This window comes from Natronolimnobius sp. AArcel1 (assembly GCF_011043775.1).
Lineage (GTDB): Archaea > Halobacteriota > Halobacteria > Halobacteriales > Natrialbaceae > Natronolimnobius.
Genome location: NZ_JAAKXY010000004.1, coordinates 185475 through 207539, shown reverse-complemented (window position 1 = coordinate 207539; position 22065 = coordinate 185475). Strand labels below are relative to the sequence as shown.

At 60.5% G+C, this 22065-nt stretch carries 22 protein-coding genes; 17 read left to right on the top strand and 5 right to left on the bottom strand.

Features of this window, described 5'->3' with window-relative positions:
• Window positions 1–394: 394 nt before the first annotated feature.
• From G6M89_RS13310 to acs, 15 genes are all read left to right on the top strand, one after another.
• A complete protein-coding gene (locus G6M89_RS13310; RefSeq protein ID WP_165162327.1) occupies window positions 395–814 on the top strand; it encodes an NADH-quinone oxidoreductase subunit A in 420 nt (139 codons plus the stop codon).
• Entirely contained in the window at window positions 811–1518 is a 708-nt protein-coding gene (locus G6M89_RS13305; protein WP_165162326.1) for an NADH-quinone oxidoreductase subunit B, read from the top strand. The genes G6M89_RS13310 and G6M89_RS13305 overlap by 4 nt, the downstream gene beginning before the upstream one ends.
• Window positions 1515–3167 (top strand): NADH-quinone oxidoreductase subunit D, encoded by a 1653-nt coding sequence (locus tag G6M89_RS13300; protein WP_165162325.1) that lies wholly within the window; start codon window positions 1515–1517, stop codon window positions 3165–3167. The genes G6M89_RS13305 and G6M89_RS13300 overlap by 4 nt, the downstream gene beginning before the upstream one ends.
• Window positions 3164–4270: a complex I subunit 1 family protein gene (locus G6M89_RS13295; RefSeq protein WP_165162324.1), complete on the top strand. Its 1107-nt coding sequence runs from the start codon at window positions 3164–3166 to the stop codon at window positions 4268–4270. The genes G6M89_RS13300 and G6M89_RS13295 overlap by 4 nt, the downstream gene beginning before the upstream one ends.
• Window positions 4267–4728 (top strand): NADH-quinone oxidoreductase subunit I, encoded by a 462-nt coding sequence (locus G6M89_RS13290; RefSeq protein WP_165162323.1) that lies wholly within the window; start codon window positions 4267–4269, stop codon window positions 4726–4728. The genes G6M89_RS13295 and G6M89_RS13290 overlap by 4 nt, the downstream gene beginning before the upstream one ends.
• 49 nt (window positions 4729–4777) lie before the next feature.
• The gene (locus G6M89_RS13285) at window positions 4778–5062 is read left to right on the top strand and encodes an NADH-quinone oxidoreductase subunit J (RefSeq protein ID WP_165162322.1); all 285 of its coding nucleotides are present in this window, start codon (window positions 4778–4780) and stop codon (window positions 5060–5062) included.
• Window positions 5059–5502 carry an NADH-quinone oxidoreductase subunit J gene (locus G6M89_RS13280; protein ID WP_165162321.1) on the top strand — a complete coding sequence of 148 codons (444 nt, stop codon included), beginning with the start codon at window positions 5059–5061 and terminating at the stop codon, window positions 5500–5502. The genes G6M89_RS13285 and G6M89_RS13280 overlap by 4 nt, the downstream gene beginning before the upstream one ends.
• Window positions 5502–5807: an NADH-quinone oxidoreductase subunit NuoK gene (gene nuoK / locus G6M89_RS13275; protein ID WP_165162320.1), complete on the top strand. Its 306-nt coding sequence runs from the start codon at window positions 5502–5504 to the stop codon at window positions 5805–5807. The genes G6M89_RS13280 and nuoK overlap by 1 nt, the downstream gene beginning before the upstream one ends.
• A 1-nt stretch (window position 5808) precedes the next feature.
• Complete coding sequence (nuoL, locus tag G6M89_RS13270; protein WP_165162319.1) at window positions 5809–7851, top strand: NADH-quinone oxidoreductase subunit L; 2043 nt, start codon at window positions 5809–5811, stop codon at window positions 7849–7851.
• Window positions 7848–9380 carry a NuoM family protein gene (locus G6M89_RS13265; RefSeq protein ID WP_165162318.1) on the top strand — a complete coding sequence of 511 codons (1533 nt, stop codon included), beginning with the start codon at window positions 7848–7850 and terminating at the stop codon, window positions 9378–9380. The genes nuoL and G6M89_RS13265 overlap by 4 nt, the downstream gene beginning before the upstream one ends.
• The gene (locus G6M89_RS13260; protein ID WP_165162317.1) at window positions 9380–10921 is read left to right on the top strand and encodes an NADH-quinone oxidoreductase subunit N; all 1542 of its coding nucleotides are present in this window, start codon (window positions 9380–9382) and stop codon (window positions 10919–10921) included. The genes G6M89_RS13265 and G6M89_RS13260 overlap by 1 nt, the downstream gene beginning before the upstream one ends.
• A 125-nt stretch (window positions 10922–11046) precedes the next feature.
• On the top strand, window positions 11047–12525 hold the full coding sequence (locus G6M89_RS13255; protein ID WP_165162316.1) for a DHH family phosphoesterase: 1479 nt from the start codon (window positions 11047–11049) through the stop codon (window positions 12523–12525).
• 63 nt (window positions 12526–12588) lie between these two features.
• Window positions 12589–13398: a CBS domain-containing protein gene (locus G6M89_RS13250; protein WP_165162315.1), complete on the top strand. Its 810-nt coding sequence runs from the start codon at window positions 12589–12591 to the stop codon at window positions 13396–13398.
• A 110-nt stretch (window positions 13399–13508) separates the two neighbouring features.
• Window positions 13509–14264 carry an NAD(P)-binding oxidoreductase gene (locus G6M89_RS13245; RefSeq protein ID WP_165162314.1) on the top strand — a complete coding sequence of 252 codons (756 nt, stop codon included), beginning with the start codon at window positions 13509–13511 and terminating at the stop codon, window positions 14262–14264.
• Between the two features lie 93 nt (window positions 14265–14357).
• Window positions 14358–16346: an acetate--CoA ligase gene (gene acs, locus G6M89_RS13240; protein WP_165162313.1), complete on the top strand. Its 1989-nt coding sequence runs from the start codon at window positions 14358–14360 to the stop codon at window positions 16344–16346.
• A 15-nt stretch (window positions 16347–16361) separates the two neighbouring features.
• Here acs and G6M89_RS13235 read toward each other — a convergent pair whose 3' ends face one another.
• Together G6M89_RS13235 and G6M89_RS13230 are read right to left on the bottom strand one after the other, a co-directional pair.
• On the bottom strand, window positions 16362–16664 hold the full coding sequence (locus G6M89_RS13235; protein WP_165162312.1) for a hypothetical protein: 303 nt from the start codon (window positions 16662–16664) through the stop codon (window positions 16362–16364).
• A 9-nt stretch (window positions 16665–16673) separates the two neighbouring features.
• Window positions 16674–17738 (bottom strand): polyprenyl synthetase family protein, encoded by a 1065-nt coding sequence (locus G6M89_RS13230; RefSeq protein ID WP_165162311.1) that lies wholly within the window; start codon window positions 17736–17738, stop codon window positions 16674–16676.
• A 199-nt stretch (window positions 17739–17937) separates the two neighbouring features.
• Between G6M89_RS13230 and G6M89_RS13225 the strand changes: the two genes are divergently transcribed.
• Window positions 17938–18753 carry an NAD(+)/NADH kinase gene (locus G6M89_RS13225; RefSeq protein ID WP_165162310.1) on the top strand — a complete coding sequence of 272 codons (816 nt, stop codon included), beginning with the start codon at window positions 17938–17940 and terminating at the stop codon, window positions 18751–18753.
• 155 nt (window positions 18754–18908) lie between these two features.
• Here the strand turns inward: G6M89_RS13225 and G6M89_RS13220 are convergent, their stop codons facing one another.
• Together G6M89_RS13220 and nth are read right to left on the bottom strand one after the other, a co-directional pair.
• Window positions 18909–19151 (bottom strand): hypothetical protein, encoded by a 243-nt coding sequence (locus tag G6M89_RS13220; RefSeq protein ID WP_165162309.1) that lies wholly within the window; start codon window positions 19149–19151, stop codon window positions 18909–18911.
• A 79-nt stretch (window positions 19152–19230) separates the two neighbouring features.
• Complete coding sequence (gene nth / locus G6M89_RS13215; RefSeq protein WP_165162308.1) at window positions 19231–19914, bottom strand: endonuclease III; 684 nt, start codon at window positions 19912–19914, stop codon at window positions 19231–19233.
• Between the two features lie 133 nt (window positions 19915–20047).
• Between nth and mvaD the strand changes: the two genes are divergently transcribed.
• Entirely contained in the window at window positions 20048–21034 is a 987-nt protein-coding gene (gene mvaD / locus G6M89_RS13210) for a phosphomevalonate decarboxylase MvaD (RefSeq protein WP_165162307.1), read from the top strand.
• Between the two features lie 25 nt (window positions 21035–21059).
• Here mvaD and G6M89_RS13205 read toward each other — a convergent pair whose 3' ends face one another.
• Window positions 21060–22052, bottom strand: coding sequence for a ribonucleotide-diphosphate reductase subunit beta (locus tag G6M89_RS13205; protein WP_165162306.1), 993 nt, complete (start codon window positions 22050–22052; stop codon window positions 21060–21062).
• Window positions 22053–22065 lie beyond the last annotated feature (13 nt).

Below are 22065 nucleotides of genomic sequence, written 5' to 3'. Positions count from 1 at the left end.
TTCGTTGTTGGCTTTCGGGACCGGCCCCACCCGAGTTGTGTTTCGAAAACTATGTTACGATTTGACAGCAGCTGAGAGTGGGTCGCCACGAACAAGTCAAGAAGAGTATAGAAACTTTCGTTCGTTCTTTTGACATCGTGTTGATCGCCGTGTGAGAGGTTCTTGCGCACGTCACAGATGAACACGCGACTCTCGAATTGTATCATGTGATTGTTTCGACTCGAGTAAGATGGAATTACCCGTTTTTCCAGTATTTACAGACCAATGTATGATATTAGGATGATTATTCACGCAAATCTGTGTGTGCTGAATCCTCTGTGTGGCCCGTCGTACCCCGGAAATCGAACAATCAACCCTTATGTGCGTGCGGTTTGAACCTCCGAACGTTACGGAGATGAACGACTGGATAGCTATCGGGGCGCTGGCGTTCGTGGGACTGCTGATACCGCTTGGAATGATGGCGGTATCGTACCTTCTGCGGCCGAGTGTTCCCGAAACGAGCAAACGTGCCACCTACGAGAGTGGCGAAGTTCCGACTGGCGGAACCCGCGTCCGAGTTAACATCCAGTACTACATGGTTGCGCTCTTGTTCCTCGTTTTCGATATCGAGACCGTCCTCCTGTTCCCGTGGGCGGTCGTGTATCTGGATGCCGTCGAATCGGATGCCATTTCGCTGTTCGAGATTCTCGGGCCGATGGTCGGATTCGTCGCCATCTTGTTCGTTGGACTCGCGTGGGCGTGGCGCAACGGCGCAGTACAGTGGGCACAAACACGACAGCAGGTGGACGCCGAAGCCGAACGTAATCGATCATGAATAGCGACGAACCACGGCAAACAATCCACGGCAGCACCGCACCGTCGACGGACACCCGCGACGCCCGGATCGGCGAGGGTGTCGACGACCGATTCAACTCGAAGCTTCGGGAGGCATTCGGCGCGTCGCCGTTTATCCTCACCAAGTTCGACGAGTTCATGAACTGGGTTCGCGGGAACTCGATGTTCATGCTACAGTTCGGGATCGCCTGCTGTAGCATCGAAATGATTCACACGTACGCGATCAAACACGATGTCGACCGCTACGGGGCCGGTGTCCCTCGCGCCTCGCCGCGACAGGCCGACGTCATGATCGTCCCCGGCACGATCGTCTCGAAGTTCGGGCCGCGCATGAAGCGCGTCTACGACCAGATGCCCGAACCGAAATTCGTCGTCGGGATGGGATCCTGTACGATCTCTGGTGGCCCCTTCCAGGAAGGCTACAACGTCGTCAAGGGTGCCGAGGAGATCATCCCAATCGATATCCACGTCCCGGGCTGTCCGCCCCGACCGGAGGCGCTCGTCTACGGTATTCTCAAACTTCAAGAGCGCATCCAGAACGGCGAAACCTCGCCCGTCGTCGTCAAACCCTACGAACTCGAGGAGTTCGGCGACCTGCCCGAGGACGAACTGGTACAGAAACTCGCAAGCGAGATCGACGAGGATGACCTCGTCATGCGCTACAACTGGGCTGATTCGCCATGAGCACGGGCATCGAGCGCCAGACCGAACCAGTCGACGAGGATGCACTCGAGGCCCTGATCGGCGAACGAGCGATCGGACGCGAAGAGCATCTGAACGCGCCCGGGTTCGTCATCAATCCTGATCAGGTCCAGAGTGTTCTCTCGGATCTCAAAGAGCAGGCTGGCTACGATCACCTCTCGTGTGTCACGGCACAGGACTACACGGACCGGTATGAGTCAATCTATCATCTGAAGAAGTACGCCGATCCGACTGATGAGGTCAGTATCGTCGTTCCAACGACGAAGACGGATCCAATCAGTCAAAGTGCCGAACCGGTGTTCCGGACGGCTGACTGGCACGAACGCGAAGCGTACGATCTGGTTGGCATCGAGTACGACGACCATCCGGACATGCGTCGGATCCTCTTGCCCGAAACCTGGCAGGGTCATCCGCTGTCTGACGATTACGACCAGACGAAGCCACAGGTCGTCACCTTGTCGGAACACGAAAATCCGATTGCGGCTGACCACCACGATCAGGAGTCGGATACGATGTTCTTGAACATCGGTCCACACCACCCGGCGACACACGGCGTGCTCCACGTCAAAACCGTCCTCGACGGCGAGACCATCGCCCACATCGAACCAGATATCGGCTATCTGCACCGCTGTGAGGAGCAGATGTGCCAGCAGGGGACCTACCGCCACCAGATCATGCCGTATCCGGACCGCTGGGACTACGTCTCGGCCGGCATCCTGAACGAGTGGGCCTACGCACGCGCAGTCGAGGATCTCGCAGACGTCGAGGTCCCCGAGTACGCACAGGTCATCCGCACGTTGAGTGCTGAACTGTGTCGAATCGCCTCGCACATGCTCGCCCTGGGGACGTTCGCACTGGATGTCTACGGCGAGTTCACGGCGATTTTCATGTACACCTTCCGCGACCGAGAGATCGTCCAGGATATTCTCGAGGATCTGACTGGCCAGCGGATGATGTTCAACTACTTCCGCGTCGGCGGGGTTGCCTGGGATTTGCCCGAGCCCCGCGAGGAGTTCTTCGAGAAGACGCGTGACTTCCTCGACGAACTGCCCGCGAAGATCGCCGAGTACAACGACATGGTCACCTCGAACGAGATCTTCCAGACCCGGTGTATCGACACCGGCGTGCTGGAGCCCGAGGTCGCCAAAGACTACGGCTGTACTGGCCCGGTCGCCCGCGGCTCCGGCGTCGACTACGACCTTCGCCGGGACGACCCCTACGGCTACTACGAGGAACTCGAGTGGGATGTCATCACGCGCGACGGCTGTGATAACTACGCTCGCGTCCTCTGTCGCATGGAAGAAGTCGAAGAGTCGGCCAAGATCATCGAGCAGTGTCTCGACTTGCTCGAGGACTGGCCTGAAGACAAACGCGACGTGCAGGCGAACGTTCCCCGGACGCTCAAGCCGGACGCTGATACCGAAGTCTATCGTGCAGTCGAGGCTGCAAAGGGTGAACTCGGTATCTACATGCGCTCGGATGGGACGGACAAACCCGGCCGGTTCAAGATTCGAAGTCCGTGCTTCTCAAACCTGCAATCCTTAGCGGAGATGTCGACTGGTGAGTACATTCCAGACCTGATCGCCTCGCTCGGCAGTCTGGATATCGTGCTCGGTGAGGTGGATCGATGAACGCGGCGACAGCGCTGCCGGTCGTTCCACTCCAAAACGACACGGTGTTGCTGCCCGAACACATCGGCGATCTCACTGGTCTCTCGGAGTTCGGCGTCGCCGGCGAACTGATCGCAGCGTTTCTCGCTGCGTTCATCGTCGGTAACATCATGCTCGCGATGACCGGCGTCGCCGGACCGTGGGCAAAACGAAAGATTACGGCCGCCTTTACGGACCGAATCGCGGTCAACCACCTCGGTCCGGCCGGAGTCTTCATCATCGTTGCAGACGCCGTTCGTCTCCTCTCGAAGGAGATTATTATCCCAGAACACGCCGACCGACCAGCCTACGATCTTGCCCCAATCGTCATCGCGGGATCAGCGCTGCTCGGCTTCGCTGTGATTCCGATGGGAAGCGGCGTGCATCTTGCGGACCCCGAAGTTGGACTCGCGTTCGTCTTCGCGGTCGCTGGAATCGCCTCAATCGGGCTGGCGATGGCCGGCTACGCGTCGGGGAACAAATACTCCATGCTCGGTGGACTGCGTGCGGTCGCACAGAACATCGCCTACGAGATTCCGCTGGTCGTCACCGGTCTCTCGGTCGTGCTCTTTGCAGGCTCGCTGCGGATGAGCGAGATCGTTGCCGTCCAGAACGAGACGGTTCTGTTCACGATTCCCGGCCTCGAGTGGGCAGTGCCAGCGTGGTTCGCCCTCGTCAATCCGTTCGCGTTCGTGTTGTTCCTGATCGCGAACTTCGCGGAAGTCGGCCGGAATCCGTTCGACATGCCCGAGGCACCGGCGGAACTCATTGCAGGGTATCAGACGGAGTACTCCTCAGTGTACTTCGTGCTCGTGTATCTCGGCGAGTTCCTCCACATCTTCCTCGGCGGGGCGATCATTGCGACGATCTTCCTCGGCGGCCCGGCCGGTCCGGGTCCTGAGGCGCTTGGAATCGTCTGGTTCATCGTCAAAATCTGGGCGGTCTTCTTCCTGACCCAGTGGATGCGCTCGGCGATTCCGCGTGTCCGTATCGACCACCTGATCGAAATCGGCTGGAAGGGACTGCTCGTCCTTTCCTTTGCCAACCTGTTCCTGACGGCAGCGATCGTCGGGGTGATTGCATGATTGGACTCCTCAAATCGATGGCGACGACGATGAAACACGCACTGGATGGCTCCACTTTCACCGTGGAGTATCCAGACACCGCACCGGACGTCTCACCGCGGTTCCGTGGCGTCCACAAATTTAGCCAGGAGCGGTGTATCTGGTGTCGTCAGTGTGAGAACGTCTGTCCGAACGACACCATCCAGATCGTGATGGACGACAAACGAAACGGCGAACAGTACAACCTCCACATCGGACAGTGCATCTACTGTCGACTCTGTGAGGAGGTCTGTCCCGTCGACGCCATCCTGCTCACCCAGAACTTCGAGTTCACTGGCGACACCAAACACGATCTGGTGTACAACAAAGAGCAGCTGAAGTCGGTTCCGTGGTACAAGGATATCGACCCACTCGAGTCACGCGAACCTGACCGGGGCGCGTGGATCGGTGACGGTGACGGGGAGGTCGATTATCAGTGATGGGACGCTCGTTCCCACGGTCAAACGGGCATCTTTGCACACGTCAACAATGACATATGAGCTACTCGCGTTCGCGCTGTTCGCGTCCGTCACGCTCGCCAGTGGGCTGGGTGTGGTCCTGTTACAGGACCCGTGGCACTCGGCGCTCATGCTCGGCGTTGCGCTGATGAGCATCGCGGTTCACTTCGTGATGCTGGCGGCGGAGTTCGTCGCCATGATGCAGATCCTCGTCTACGTTGGTGGGGTTCTCATCCTGATCACGTTCGCCGTGATGCTCACCCAGCGTGATGAGACGGACGACGGCGTGGATTCTGATGAGGTGGTACAGACATGACGCGGCGACCGAAGCTTCGACTTGGCTCATCACTCGCACCAGGCATCCTCGCCGTTGGCCTATTCGCACTGATGGCGCTGATCGTTTTGAACACGCCATTCGGTGCGATGCCCGAGGAGGCGTTCGACGTCGACTCGATTACCGCCGCAATCGGCTATGCATTGTTCGATCTCGGACCGCTCCAGGAGACAGACGGCGTCTCCGGCACCGAGCCGTTCCTCGCTGCGTTCCTGTTGATCGCACTCACGCTTGATGCGGCACTCGACGCCTCGCTCGTCCTCGCAAAACGCGAGGAGTCGGGCGAACCCGTCGCCGCACTCGCGAGTCGCGGGTCCAACGATACGCCCGCCGACTCGAGTGCGGATGCACAGTCGCGCTCGGCGTCGACCGACGGTGGGTCGGCGACAGAGAGTGACGCCACGGATGGAGGTGCAGACTGATGACGGTCGGGATCGAGTACTATGTGCTCCTATCGATGGCGCTGTTCTCGATTGGCCTCTTTGGGGTGTTGACGCGTCGGAACGCGCTGTTGTTCCTGATGTCTGTTGAGCTGATGCTGAACGCGGCGAACATCAATCTGATCGCCTTTGCGTTCTATCACGGCAATCTGACGGGGCAGGTGTTTGCGCTGTTTGCGATGGCGCTTGCTGCTGCTGAGGTTGCCGTTGGACTTGGAATCATCCTGGTGTTGTATCGCAACTTCCGTGATGTCGACGTCACGGTTCCGACGACGATGAGGTGGTAAGATGGAAGGTGTATTCGATTTCGCTCCGGCGATTGCACTGTTCCCGCTCGTGGCGTTCGTCGTCGCGCTGGCCTTTGGTAAGCATATGCCAAAGAAGGGCGCGCTGGCGGGCATCATCGCGACGGCAGGTTCGCTCGTGCTGTCCGTGTTGATGCTTGCGGCAGTCGCGATTGGTGAAGAAGGGTACTATCACGAAACGCTGTATGAGTGGACCGCAGGTGAGGCGACGAGTCAGGTCGGTGCCGAGGGTATTTCGTTTACGTTTGGCATCCTGATTGACCCGCTTGCGGCGTTGATGCTCGTCATCGTCTCGCTCGTTGCGTTCCTCGTACACGTGTTCAGCCTCGGCTACATGAACGCCGAAGGCGAAACTGGCCTCCCGCGGTACTACGCCGGCCTTGGCCTGTTTACGTTCAGCATGCTCGCGTTCGTCTACGCGGACAACCTGCTGATGGCGTTCATGTTCTTCGAGCTTGTGGGCCTGTGTTCGTTCCTGCTGATCGGCTTCTGGTTCCGAACCCGCTCGGCCCCGTCGGCGGCGAAGAAGGCATTTTTGGTCACCCGCTTTGGTGACTACTTCTTCCTGCTCGGGGTCGTCGCCATCGCGGCGACGTTCGGCACGCTCCAGTTCGCCGGCGACGAGTCGTTCGTCGTGGCCGCTGAGGCCGCCATCGACGGCGGCGATCAGCTGTTCGGCTTCGACGCCCAGACGTGGGTGACGATCACTGGATTGCTCGTCCTGGGTGGTGTGATCGGTAAATCCGCCCAGTTCCCACTGCACACCTGGCTGCCCGACGCAATGGAGGGTCCAACCACAGTCTCTGCACTGATTCACGCGGCGACGATGGTTGCAGCCGGTGTCTACCTCGTTGCCCGGATGTTCGGTTACTACGCGCTCAGCCCGACGACGCTCGCGATTATCGCGTTCATCGGCGGCTTTACTGCGCTGTTTGCGGCGACGATGGGTGTCGTCAAAGACGACATCAAACAGGTACTGGCGTACTCAACGATTTCCCAGTACGGCTACATGATGCTGGGACTCGGCGTCGGCGGCTACGTCGCCGGGGTCTTCCACCTCATGAACCACGCTTTCTTCAAGGCCCTGCTGTTCCTCGGTGCCGGTGCCGTCATCGTCATCATGCACCACGAACAGGACATGTGGAAGATGGGCGGCCTGAAAGACAAGGCCCCCGTCACCTATTACACGTTCCTCGCGGGCGCACTCGCACTCGCGGGCATCATCCCGTTCTCGGGCTTCTGGTCGAAAGACGAAATCCTGTACGACGCCCTGATCGTCGGCCTGAACGAGCCACTGATCATGGCCGCCTACGCGATGGGCCTCGCCGCCGTCTTCTTCACCGGCTTCTACACCTTCCGGATGGTCTTCCTGACCTTCCACGGTGAACCCCGGTCCGAGACGGCAGAGAACCCACACCCCGTCGGCTGGTCGATCAAAGCACCACTGCTCACGCTCGGCGTGCTCGCAGTCGTTGCAGGTATCGCGAACCTCGCACCAGTCGCCAAACTCGCCGGGATGGACATCGAGTTCCTGCGCTTCTGGCTCGACGGCGAGTTCGGCGCGCCTGCCGGCCTGACCTACAGCGAATACGGTGAAATGCTGGCCTACGAGACCGCCTACATCGCCTCCGAGCAGGTCACCGTCCTGATCGCAGCCGGTGTCTCCCTGCTGCTTGCCTTCTCCGGCGCTGGCGTGGCCTGGAAACTCTACAACGTTCCAGAACCCGTCCGCCACAAGGAACGACTCGGCAGCGTCCGCGAAACGCTCGAGTCGAACTACTACCAGGACGAGTACCAGGTCTGGCTCGCAGAGGGCCTGACGTTACCACTCGCTCGAGCAGCCGACAGGTTCGACCAGACGGCAATCGACGGCGTCGTTAACGGGACGTCGACGGCGAGCCTGCTGGGGAGCGAACGGATGACTCGGTTGCAGACCGGACTCGTGACGAACTACGCAGCCCTGCTCGTGGCTGGCTTTATCGGCTTACTGCTTCTCCTCGGCATTAGTGGGGGGTGGTTCCTATGATGATTGAAGCACTGATTGGAGTAGCACTACTCGGCGCGCTCGTGACGTTCCTCGCGCCGAATCGTATCGCGGGGAAACTAGCGTTTGCGATCAGCCTGGTGCCTGCTGCACTCAGCCTGTGGATGTTCACGGCGTTCGACGGGAGCGGCAACGCCTTGCTCGATGGCGAACTCGCCTTCGAGTCCCAGATGGAGTGGATTCAGCTTGCGGACTACTCGATTTCGTGGTTCGTCGGGCTGGACGGCATTTCGCTGCCGCTGGTCGTGCTGACGACGGTGCTGACGTCGCTTGCGATCATGAGTTCGTGGACGCCGATTGATGAGCGCGAATCCCAGTTCTACGGACTCGTGCTCTTTATCGAGGCGAATCTGATCGGCGTCTTCACGGCGCTTGACTTCTTCGTCTGGTTCATCTTCTGGGAGGCTGTTCTGATCCCGATGTATCTGCTGATCGGGATCTGGGGCGGCCCACGCCGGAAGTACGCGGCGATCAAGTTCTTCGTCTACACGAACGTCGCCTCGCTTGTGATGTTTGGTGCGTTCATCGCACTGGTGTTCGGACTCGATGTCTCGAGCTTTGCGCTGCCGGAGATCACGGATGCGATGCTTAACGGCGGCCCCGATGCCTTCCTCGGTGTTGGCGGCACGACGCTCGCGTCGGTCGTCTTCGTGGCAATGTTCCTCGGCTTTGCGGTGAAGGTACCAATCGTTCCGTTCCACACTTGGCTGCCCGACGCTCACGTCGAGGCACCGACGCCCGCGTCGGTGCTGCTTGCCGGTGTGTTGCTGAAGATGGGTACCTACGCGTTGCTCCGATTCAACTTCACGATGTTCCCGACGGAGATCATCGAGCCGTTCGTGATCCCGATTGCTGCAATCGCGGTCATCAGCGTCATCTACGGCGCGATGCTCGCACTTGCACAGACGGACCTCAAACGGATCGTCGCCTACTCCTCCGTGTCGTCGATGGGCTACGTTATCCTCGGCCTGATCGCGTTCACGCAGTTCGGGGTTGGTGGCGCCACGTTCCAGATGGTCTCACACGGCCTCATCTCGGGGCTGATGTTCATGGCCGTCGGCGTGATCTACAACGCCACTCACACCCGGATGGTCACGGATATGTCCGGGATGGCAGACCGCATGCCGGTCGCCGTCGGGATCCTCATTGCTGGCGCCTTTGGCTACATGGGGCTGCCGCTGATGAGCGGGTTCGCCGCCGAATACTTCATCTTCTTCGGCGCGTTCGGATCGGACCTGCTCGCATACGCACCGATCTTTACGGCACTGGCGATGTTCGGCATCGTCATCGTCGCTGGCTACCTGCTGTTTGCACTCCAGCGCGCCGTCTTCGGCCCGTATCACCTAGAAACCGACTACGAAGTCAGTCGCGCCCCACTGCACGATGTCGCCCCGATGTTCGTCTTGCTCGGGCTCATCATCGCGCTGGGTGTCGCGCCTGACCTGATCTTCGAGATGATTACCGATGCAGTCAATCCGCTCCTCGAGAGCGCGAACGGAGGTGAACTGTAATGGCGGTGCTTGACCTGCCCGCATGGGCCGGACTTGCACCGGCACTGATCCTCGCAGGGACCGCCATACTGCTGTTCCTCCTTGACAGTATCTCGTCGCGGTCGATGAACCGTGCGGTACTTGCAGGGACAGCAACTGCCGGTGCGATTGCCTCGCTCGGCGTTGCCGTCTGGTTTACTGTCGCTGGCGTCGGCGCACCCGGCATGGAGAACGGACACGGTGTTATTACGCTGTTCGACGGCGGCGAGGCCTTCGTTGGCGACGGCCTGTTCGTCGTCGACCAACTCGCCCTGTTCTTCATGATCATCGTTGCGGTCGTCACCGCACTGGTGGCCGTCGCGAGCTACGACTACATGGACGGCCACGCCCACCAGGCTGAGTACTACTCGCTGCTGGTGCTTGCGGCGACTGGGATGTCCCTGATGGCAGCCGCAAACAGCCTCGTGACGATCTTCATCGCACTCGAGCTTGCGAGCCTGCCGTCGTACGCGCTCGTCTCGATTCTGAAGGACAACCGCGGCAGCGTCGAAGGTGGATTGAAGTACTTCCTGATCGGCGCAGTGTCGTCAGCGATTTTCCTGTATGGAATCTCGCTGGTCTATGGCGCAACTGGCGTCATGCAACTCGATCTGATCGCTGACGAACTTGCCAGTGGTGAGGTCGATCCGTACGGCGGTCTGCTGGGACTTGGTATCCTGATGTTGATCGGTGGCTTCGCGTTCAAGACCGCGAGTGTCCCGTTCCACTTCTGGGCACCAGAAGCCTACGAGGGCGCGCCGGCACCGATTTCGGCGTTTCTCTCCTCGGCGTCGAAGGCCGCCGGCTTCGTGATCGCATTCCGTGTGTTCACGACTGCGTTCCCAGTCGATGTCACGGGTTCAGTCATCGGCGTTGACTGGACGCTTGCGTTCATCGTACTCGCAATCGTCACGATGACGGTCGGGAACTTCGCCGCGGCTACCCAGTCGAACGTCAAGCGGATGCTCGCGTACTCCTCGATTGGCCACGCTGGCTACGCCCTGATCGGGCTGGCTGGACTGACGGCCGATGGCGGAGAACTCGTCATGGGTGCGGCGATGATGCACCTGCTGGTCTATGGCTTCATGAACACCGGTGCGTTCCTGTTCGTCGCTCTTGCAGAGTACTGGGGCGTCGGGCGCACCTTCGAGGACTACAACGGCCTCGCACGACAGGCCCCAATCGCCTGTGTGGCGCTGGCCGTGTTCATGTTCAGTCTGGCCGGCATCCCGCCGTTTGGCGGCTTCTGGAGCAAGTACTTCCTCTTTACCGGCGCCCTCGAGGCCGGATTGCTCGTCGTCGCCGCCGCACTGGTGGTCAACAGCGCACTCTCGCTGTATTACTACTCGCGGCTAGTCAAGGCGGTCTGGATCGAAGACCCAGTCGTCGACCGTGACGCGCTGGGCCAGCCAACGGGGCTGTACGCCGCAATCGTCTTTGCGGCTGTGATGACAGTGCTTCTGTTGCCCGGCTTCGGCCCGGTCGTTGACGTCGCAATCGACGCGGCTGCGGCGATCATCTAAGGCAGTCTGACCGACCGTCATCTGTTTTTATTGGCCGACTGACGACGACTCGAGTCGTTCTGTTCTCGAGGCAGAGGGCGCGCAACCCGGTAGTTTTTACCCGACGGCGTTGCAACCGGCGATACATGGTTTTCCGGCTCGTGCTCGGGTGCGGGGCCGTCGGCCGCCACGTCGTCGAGCGCCTCGATGCTGCGACAGACGATAGTGATCGGCTGCTGGTCATCACGACCGACGAGAGCGTCGTTGAGGCGCTTCGCGATGAGAGCATTCCCGCCCGGAGTGGCGACCCGACCGAAGCGACGAGTAACGCGCTCGAGACGCCGGACGTGATCTTTATCGGGGGAGATCGAACTGACACGAATCGAACCGCACTCGAGCGTGCCCGCGAGCAGTTTCCGGCAGCGAGGATCGTCGCCTACGCTGGTGGAAACTCAGCAGGGCAGGACCGCTCGGTGTTCGATCAGTGTGCCGATGCCGTCATCGACGACGAGGGAGCACTCGTCGAACAGGTGCTTGCCGAAACGGCGAGCCCGAAAGCGAACGCAGCCATCGGGCTTCGCCAACATCTGCTCGAGATCGAGGACCCGCTTGCCGTCGTCATGCACGACAATCCGGATCCGGATGCGATCGCAAGCGCCGTTGCGCTGGTTGCTATCGCCGACTCGCTCGGCCTCGAGGCTGATGCCTGTTACTTCGGCGAAATATCGCATCAGGAAAACCGGGCGATGGTCAACTTACTCGACCTTGACCTTCGCCAACTGTCGCCCGAGGACTCGCTCGACGCGTACGGGTCGTTCGCGCTGATCGATCACTCCCGGCCAGGGATCAACGATGGATTGTCTCCTGATCTCGAGGTGGACGTCGTTATCGATCACCACCCACCTCGGGGGCCGGTCCCGGGCGCGTTTGTCGAACTCCGCGAGCAGGTCGGAGCGACGAGTACGATTCTGACGGAGTATCTCGAGCAGTTCGATCTGCTCGCTGATTGGGCGACAGCAACGGCGTTGCTGTATGGCATTCGGATCGATACGAGCGATTTCACGCGCGAGGTCGCGCCCGATGATTTCCATGCGGCGTCGTTGCTGTGGCCACACGCAGACACCTCGCTGCTCGAGCAGATCGAGCGGCCGACGATCGAAGGCGACACCTTAGAGACAATTGCTCGAGCGATCAAGAATCGCGAGCAGCGCGGGACGGTCGCGGCTGCGAGCGTTGGGCAACTCAGTAACCGGGATGCGCTCCCACAGGCGGCCGATCAGTTGCTCGCGATGGATGGCGTCGAGACAACGCTTGTCTTTGGCTTTCGCGACGAGATGGCGTTTTGCTCGGCGCGCTCGCGAGCGGCCGATATCGATCTCGGGGAGACGCTTCGGGACGCGTTCGACCGCATCGGCAGCGCAGGCGGCCACGCCGACATGGCCGGCGCACAACTCGAGGTTGGCATTCTCGCCAGTGCTGACGACGCGGACGAAGTCGAGTCAATCGTCAGCGTCGTCGAGGAAGTGATCACGAATCGCTTTTTTGAGGCGATCCGAACGCGCTCGGGAACGCCGGTCGGGACCTACAGCCAGACCAGCGAGTGGCTGTTTACGCTCGAGGAGTGAGGAGTAATCGCTGGCGGTGACGACACCAACAGCACTTTTGCGCCCGGGTCCGCTACAGCATGTATGGAAGAGGTCGTCTCAGACGGGCGGAAACCACGGGTTGAAGAGTATATGACGCGTGACGTGGTGACGGTTTCGCCCGACGCTGCCGTCGGCGACGTGGCAACCAGAATCGCCGAAAGCGACAAGCACAGCGGCTTTCCCGTCTGTGAACGTCGACGTGTCGAGGGCTTCGTCAGCGCCCGTGATCTGTTGTTGGCCGATGACGACGATCCGATTTTCAGGGTGATGACGACTGATCTTCTCGTTGCCCATCCGGAGATGAAAGTCACTGAGGCAGCACGCGTCATCCTCCGCTCTGGCATCCAGAAACTCCCCGTCGTCGACGACGCGGGCAACCTCGTCGGCATCATCTCAAACGCCGACGTCATCCGGAGCCAGATCGAGCGGGCCACGCCCGAAAAGGTGGGCAAACTCATGCGAACGCTCGAGCAGATTCACGACGTCAGCCTCGAGCAGGAACGGCGCACGGTGGCGATTGCGGAACTGACGCCAACACAGGGTCGGGTGTACGCCGACGAACTCGAAGGCAGGCAGTACGAACTCGAGCGCGGACTGGCCGAACCGCTCGTCGTCATCGACAACGCCGGCTCGTTGCTGCTGGCGGATGGTCACCACCGCGTGCTCGCATCTGACCGCCTCGAGATTGACGAGATGGATGCCTACGTCATCGTGATCGACTCGCCGATCGATCTCGGGATGGCTCGGACGGCGAAAAAGGAAGGCCTCGAGTCGATCGCGGATATCGATGTCGTCGATTATGCACGCCACCCACTTGTCCAGACGACGAAGCGATTGCAATCATCGGAGTAGACCTTTTTGTGCCGACGTGAAAGCCCTGCGAATGGCCGTCTGCGGGTGAGTGACCGGCATGCGAGAATGCGTGCTACACAGTTATCCGTCGCGGTGAAGTAGCCGATCCGATGACTGCAATTGGCTCCGGACGATCCGATAGTCCGAACCGCGTTCTTATTGCCGGTGCAAGCGGCGCAACAGGCACCGAACTCCTCTCTGTCTTGCGACCGACCGACCTCACTGTCCGCGCGACGACCCGTTCGTACGCCACCGTCGACACCCTCGAGCGCCACGGCGCAGACGAGGTTGTTGTCGCTGACTTTTTCGAACCTCACGATGCCGTCGCCGCGGTCAAAGACTGCGATATCGTCTACTGTGCGGTTGGGACGCCGCCGAGTTACCGACACGTCACCGGTGGGAAACTGGTCGACCGAACCGGCGTCATGAATCTCGTGACTGCCGCGTTGGCATCGGATGTCTCCCATTTCGTCTTCGAAAGTGCAATCGGCGTCGGCAGTTCGAAATGCGGGCTTTCGCTGCCAGCCCGATTGCTGATCCGTGGCTCACTCAAGGCGAAACAGGATGCCGAGAGCGCACTTCGTCGCTCTGGTCTTTCCTATACGATCGTCCGTCCGGGCACACTCACTGACGCGCCACCACGGGGCGACCTCGTTGTCGGCGAAGGTGGCCACTCTGTTTCTGGCTCGATCCCACGGGCCGATGTTGCACGACTCATGGCCGCGGCCCCGTTCACACCAGCCGCACGAAATCGAACGCTCGAGGCCGTCAGCCGTGATGGCCTCTCGGAAACGCCGCGCAATCTCGTCGATATCGACTGGGCGTTCGACCAGGTGGATGTCGACCTCGAGCAGCCACGCGCGTAAGTCGGTTCCCAGTCACAAATCACCAGACTCGAGGCGATTCCGACTCGGTCGGGGGAACGTTTATCCCGATAATGGTCGATAATTTCACTAGTTATGAGTGACGACCCCGACAGTGACGCCGATGTCGAACTCGAGGCACGACTCGAGGAACAGGACGCGTTCGATCCGCCAGAGTCCTTCGTCGAGCAGGCGAACGTCACGGACGAGGACCTCGCGGAGACGTTCGAGGAGGAGTGGCCCGAGTGCTGGGAGCAGGCAGCCAACCTGCTGTCGTGGGACAGTGAGTACGACACTGTCCTTGATGACGAGGACGGCCCGTTCTATGAGTGGTTCACGGGCGGCGAGCTAAACGCCTCCGCGAACTGTCTGGACCGCCACGTCGAGGATGGCGCGAAGAATCGTGCGGCGATTCAGTGGGAGGGCGAACTGGGCGAGACGCGAACCTACACCTACGGCGAGTTGTTGAACGAAGTCGAAGCGTTCGCGGCGAGCCTTCGCGACCTCGGCGTCGAAGAAGACGATGTCGTGACGCTGTACATGCCGATGATCCCCGAGTTGCCGATTGCAATGCTCGCATGCGCACGCATCGGCGCGCCACACAGCGTGGTCTTTGCGGGCTTCTCGGCAGATGCGCTCGCGACGCGGATGAACGCCGCCGACAGCGAGTATCTCGTCACCTGTGATGGCTACTACCGCCGCGGCGATGCCCTGAATCACAAGGAGAAAGCAGACAAGGGGCTTCGCGGTGTCGACCACGAGGTGACGAGTGTCGTCGTCGACCGACTGGGCGACGAACTCACGCACTTCCTCGGCAGTAACGCCCACGACTACGACGAACTGGTCGACGAGCACGCTGGCGCGTCGGTCGAACCCGTCTCCCGCGACGCCGAGGATATGTTGTTCCTGATGTACACCTCGGGAACGACGGGCGAGCCGAAAGGTGTCAAACACACCACTGGAGGGTATCTCTCATATGCCGCGTGGACGAGCCATGCCGTCCTCGATATCAAACCCGAGGATACCTACTGGTGTGCGGCCGATATTGGCTGGATCACCGGCCACTCCTACATTGTCTACGGCCCGCTCGTACTTGGCACGACGACGATGATGTACGAAGGGACGCCAGATTACCCCGACCGCGACCGCCTCTGGGAGATTATCGAGCGCAACCGCGTCGATATCTTCTACACCGCCCCGACTGCAATTCGCTCGTTCATGAAGTGGGGCGAGCAGTTCCCCGCCGAACACGATCTGTCCTCGCTGCGGCTGCTCGGGACGGTCGGGGAACCGATCAACCCGCGCGCGTGGAAGTGGTACTACAAACACATCGGCAACGAGGACTGCCCCATCGTCGACACCTGGTGGCAGACCGAGACTGGCGGCATGATGATCACGACGCTACCCGCGATCAACACGATGAAACCCGGCTCTGCCGGGCCGCCGCTACCGGGCATCGACGCACGGGTCGTCGACGCCGAAGGCGAGGAAGTCGACGCTGGAAAGGCTGGCTACGTGACTGTTGACAAACCGTGGCCCGGCATGCTCCGAACGCTGTACAACAACGACGAGCGGTTCCTCTCCGAGTACTGGCAGGAGTACTCCGACCCTGACAGCAACGAGTGGGTCTACTTCCCCGAGGACGGCGCGAAGATCGACGACGACGGCTACATTACGATTCTCGGCCGCGTGGACGACGTGATCAACGTCTCCGGGCACCGCCTCGGTACGATGGAGATCGAATCCGCCGTCGTCGGCGTTTCCGGCGTTGCCGAAGCCGCTGTCGTCGGCGGCGACCACGACGTCAAAGGCGAAGCCGTCTACACCTACGTCATTTTAGAGGACAGCCAAGAGGCAACCGAATCCATGCGCGAGCGAATCGTCGAGTCAGTCGAAGACGGAATCGGCCCGATTGCCCGCCCCGAGAGGGTGATCTTCACGCCAGAACTGCCGAAAACGCGCTCGGGCAAAATCATGCGCCGCCTGCTCGAGGATATTGCAAGCGGCAACGACCTCGGCAGCACCGCGACGCTTCGGAACCCGGAGATCGTCGACGAGATTGCAGACCGAGTCGATGACGAGTAACCTCGCGTCGCCGGCTTACTCGAGGTCGAACTCGTCCGAACGCTCGAGCATCGAGACAGCGTAGAAGACGAGCACGAGCGTAACAAAAAACGTCGTGCTGACGACAGCGCCATAGAGCGCGAACGCACCCGACGAAATCGCGACCGGCATCGCGAGAACGGTCGTTTCCTCGAGTCCGGTCCACGCCTGTACCGCGTATCCCGTTCCCGCACTCAGAGCAGTGATAGCGATGACTGCAGCGAGACCATACCCGAGCAGTCGACGCTGGTCGCTCGAGGCGGGATCGGAGCCGATCGTCGTGGACGGTCCGGGAGTCATTGGACTATCTTAGACGTCGCGGTCGATGACGAACTCGGTGAATTCTCGAAGTTTGCGATCCGTTTCGTCATCGAGTGGGAGATCATCGAGTTCCGCGCAGGCGGTTGCGGCAATATCGAGCGCGCGCTCGCGGGCGTACTCGACGCTGTCTGTTTCCTCGAGAATCGCCAGTGCCTCGAGAATGTCGTCTTCGGTGTTCTCGTCGGCAGAGAGGATCTCTCGAAGCCGTTCGGCGGTTTCGGGATCGCTTTCGGCGAGCGCGTGGATGACCAGCAGCGTCTTTTTGCCCTCGCGGACGTCGTTGCCGAACTCCTTGCCGAAGTCGCCGGCACGGCCAAGCGAGTTTTCGACATCGAGAATGTCGTCACCGATCTGGAACGCGACGGCGGTCAGTTCGGCGTAGGTGGCGAGTGATTGTTCGACGTCGGCAGGCTGATCGGTGAGGATGGCTGCAAGTCGGGCGACGATCCGGCCGAGACAGCCGGTTTTGCACGCACACATCTCGAGGTACTGGTCGGTCGTAATGTCGACCTCGTGTTCGTTGTGCCAATAGATGTCCATCCCCTGACCGAGATGCGTGCGATTGAGTTCGTCCATCAGCATCTCGTAGGCGGCGAGGCGTTGTTCGGCGGGGAGATCTGCCTGCGTCTGAGTGAGCACCTTGAGCGGTAGGAAGTACATCGCGTTGCCGGCGTTTAACGCGACGTCCTGATCGTAGATGTGATGGAGCGCTGGTTCACCCCGGCGTTTCGTCGCCTCGTCTTCGACGTCGTCGACGATAATCGTCCCGTTGTGCAAAATTTCGGGAATACAGGCGTAGTGCAGGTACTCTTCGGGATCTTCGCCGAAGCCCTCGACGAAGACCAAAAAGAGCACGGCACGCCAGCGTTTGCCGCCCCGGTCAAGCAGTTCCCAGAGCGGGTCAGAAAGCGCCCGCTGTATCCCTGCTGGGTCGTACTCGTACGTTGGCTCGCCGAAGAACGTCTCGAGGTGTTCGTCGTCGATCTCCCGTGGGACGAGGTCTGCAATCGCCTCGTCGACGGCCGGCCGCCATTCGGCAAGCGTCTCCCGCATACATCCCCCGAGAGCGACCGGGGTAAAAAAGATTCAGTTTGTCGTGTCGATTCCGGCCTGTCATGTTCGGCGTTGGTGACAACTGCTGCTCGAGTTGTCGCTTCGATGGGTCGACGCTCGCCTCCACGCTGGCACAGACACACAGCGGGCGTCGGCGCACAACCGTATGCTTTTGAGCGGGCCGTGTGAAAGAGCGGGTATGGATACCGCCTGGAGTGGGCGCGACGAGGTCGCCGTCGGCGTCGCAGCGAGCGACGCCACGAGCGAGAGCGACCACGAAAGCGCGGTTGCAGACGCCGTTTCGAGTGCAACCGAGTCGTGTCCACACTCACTCGAGTGTGTTTACGGCGACCTCGAAGCCCTCCAGGCGGCCGACCTCGATCTAGTGATCGCCGACGGCGAGTCGACGCTCTCGGCGGTTGCACGCGCCGGACTCGAGGTACCCGTACTCCCAGTTGGCGACGTCGACGGCATCGACACAGTCGCTCGTGAGGACGTCTCGAGGGCGCTCCCGACCATCTTTGACGGAGACGCACGCGAGCAGTCACAGCCCGTCCTTTCGGCAGCGATTGTCGATGGTGACGGGAACGCCGTCGGCACTGAGCGGGCGCTGTTCGACGTGACGCTCGTGACGGACGAACCCGCTCGAATCTCGGAGTTTGCCGTCCGCAGCCGAGGAGATACTGTCGCCTCGTTTCGCGCTGACGGCGTCGTCGTCTCGACGCCGGCCGGCACGCACGGCTATGCGAGCACGCTCGAGGCCCCGCAACTGTCTGCGGCCATCGATGCCCTCGCCGTGACGCCGATTGCGCCGTTCGTCACCAAAACCAGCCGATGGGTGCTGCCCGACGACGGCGTTCGGCTCACCGTCGAACGCGACGAGGGGCCGATTCAGGTCGTCGCCGACGAGCATGCGAGTGCGACAATATCTATCGATGGGGCCGTCACGGTCTCTGTGACTGACACGCTCTCGACGCTTGTCGTTCCCGAGGACGCACTCGAGTCGCACGCGTAATCGAGTCAACTACTATTGAACGCAGTCGCGAAAAGAGTGGTCAGCGTGACCTCGAGACACACGCGACCGACAGACGTCGGGACGGTATACTGCCGGAGGACAGCGTTTCGACCGAACGGCTGGTCGAAACCTGTGCTGACTGTTGTCCGGCAGTATTAGCTGTTGTATGGCTCTTCGTCCCGGTGGTGATCCGGGTTCGTGTTCTCGAGGGCGTCGTTCTCGCGCTCGTCCGACTTGTGTTCGATATCCTGTCGGCGCTGTTCTTCTTGATGTTCTTCACGCGCCTCTTTTTCCTCCTCGGTGAGTTCCTCGTTGTCGTCCTCGTCGGTTTTCTCGTGCTCGAGTTCGACGTCTCGCCCGTGCTCGTCCTTGCCAGTCTCGTCGGTATTGTCAGACATAGTGATCCCGTCTGGGGCTATCAGTGACCGCCCAAAAGGGGTTGGGCTTGCGTGGGTCGGCACCAGAGTGTCTACGCTTCTACCAGGGGTCGCCAGAGGCGAGGTCGATCTCCGAGTCACCTTTCTCGGAAGGACAGAGGTCGGCGAGCACGCAGTCGCTACAGTCTGGATTTTGTGCGCTACAGATCGCGCGGCCGTGGTCGATACAGAGGTGGGTAAACTGCTGCCAGTAGCCCTCGGGGACGATTCCCATCAGATCCTGTTCGATCTGTTCCGGATACTGCTCCTCGGTCAGGCCGAGTCGCCGCGAGAGACGCTGGACGTGGGTGTCGACAACGATTCCTTCGACGACGTCGTGGCCGTGTTGAAGCACCACGTTGGCGGTTTTCCGCCCGACTCCCGACAGCTCCGTTAGCTCGTCCATCGTGTCAGGCACTTCGCCGTCGTGCTCCTCGAGAATGAGTTCACACGAGGTGCGGATGTACTCGGCTTTGCTGTTGTAGTAGGTGATCGAACTTAGATCCTCGGCGAGTTCCTCCTGGGGCGCGTTTGCGTACTCCTCGGGGCCGTCGTACTTCTCGAACAGGTGTTTCGTCTCTTTGTTGACTCGCTCGTCAGTACACTGGGCGGAGAGAATCACCGCGATCAGCAACTCGAGGCGGTTCGAATACCGAAGCGAAATCGTCGAGTCAGGATAGGCCTCCTCGAGGCGGTCGATGACCGTCTCGGCTTGCTCTTGACGTGTCTCGCGTGGGGTTCCCATAGGTTGATCATTGGATGGTCGGTGTTTCAGCGTTCGGATTCCGAGTCCGACAAATATGTATCTGATGTGAACTGTCTCGAGTTACTGGAGAGATGCCGTGAAGTTTATACAATCATCACACCCGTGTCACGGTATGAAAGCGACGGCGATGGCCCACCCAATTCAGGGTCTCGTAAAATACCACGGGATGCGTGATGACATCGAACGACTGCCGTATCACGACAGCATCAGTGTCTGTACGGCACCGAGTCACACACGAACGACCGTCGAGTTCTCCATGGACTACGACGAGGACACCTTCATCGTTGACGGCGAGGAACTCGAGGGCCGCGCGGCCGAACGGGTCGAAGCCGTCGTCGAGAAAGCACGCTCGAAATCTGACGCTGCCCACACGGTGTATCCGGTGCGCCTCGAGAGCGAGAACAGTTTCCCGACGAACGTCGGGCTTGGCTCGTCGTCGTCTGGCTTTGCGGCTGCGGCGATGGCGCTCGCGGAGGCTGCAGAACTCGATGCCTCCAAGCAAGAGATTTCGACGATTGCGCGCGTCGGCTCGGCGTCTGCGGCCCGCGCAGTGACGGGTGCGTTCTCGCAGTTGCATACGGGGCTGAACGACGACGACTGCGTCTCCCGACGACTGCCGAGTAATCTCCACGAGGACATGAAGATCATCGTCGGACTCGTGCCGTACCACAAAGAGACCGAGGATGCCCACGATGAGGCCGCAGACAGCCACATGTTCCAGGCGCGAAACGCCCACATCCACGGCCAGATCGCAGAGATGCGTGACGCGCTTCGCAACGACGAGTTCGATTCGGTGTTCGAACTCGCCGAACACGACTCGCTCTCGCTCGCTGCGACGACGATGACCGGCCCCGAGGGCTGGGTCTACTGGCAGCCAGCGACGCTTGCCATCTTCAACCGCGTGCGCGAACTGCGCGAGGAAGAGGATATTCCAGTGTACTTCTCGACTGACACCGGCGCGAGCGTCTACGTCAACACGACCGAGGAGTACGCCGAACGCGTCGAAGAAGAGATTTCCGACACCGGCGTCTCGACGACGATCTGGGACGTCGGCGGCCCCGCTCGTCTGCTCGAGGACGAAGACGACCACCTGTTCTAATCGACAGCAGGTCGTTTTTTGCTCGTTACCAGTCCAGCGATCCGCCGCTCTGGTACTCTGTGACCTGCGTCTCGAAGAAGTTCTTCTCTTTGTTCAGGTCGACCTGCTCGGACATCCATGGGAACGGGTTCTCCGTCTCGTACTGTTTGGGCAAGTCGAGTTGCTCGAGACGCCGATCTGCGATGTGTTCGACGTACTCTGCGAACTGCGCTGGACCCATCCCGAGCATCTCGTCCGGGCAGGCCTCAGTGGCGTAGCGTTTCTCGAGTTCGACGGCTTCGGTGATGAGGTCGATGACAGTCTCGCCGAACTCGTCAGTCCAGACGCCGGGGTTTTCGGTACGCACCTGCTCAATGAGGTCGACGCCGAAGCCGACGTGCAGGGACTCATCGCGGAGGATGTACTCGAACTGCTGGCCGATTCCGACCATCTTGTTCTGGCGTTTCAGCCCGAGCATCATGGCAAAGCCGGCATAGAAGAAGATGCCCTCCATGATGACGTAGAAGCCGATCACGTCGCGCAGGAACTCGCGGAGGTCCTCTTCGGTCTCGAGGGTGAACTCCGGTTCGGTGACGACGCGGGTGAGGTCGACGACATACTCGTCTTTCGCCTGGATCGAGGGGATGCGGTCGTACATGCCGTACATGTACTCGGGTTCGAAGCCAAGCGAGTCACAGCAGTAGATGAACGTGTCCGTGTGAATCGCCTCCTCGTAGGCCTGGCGCAGGAGGTACTGGCGACATTCGGGCGCAGTGACGTACTCGTAGAGTGCGAGGACGATGTTGTTCGCAGTCAGGGATTCGGCTGTCGAGAAAAAGCCGAGGTTCCACTCGACGAGGCGGCGCTCGTCGGCGGTGAGTGCGTCGCCTTCCCACTGGCGAATGTCGTCTTGCATCGGGATCTCTTCGGGCACCCAGTTGTTCGCAACGCCGGCTTCGTAGTACTCGCGTGCCCACTCGTAGTCGATTGGAAGGATCTTGTTCGGGTCGTGCTGGTCGTCGTTATTGATGACTGGCATAGCTGTGATTGAA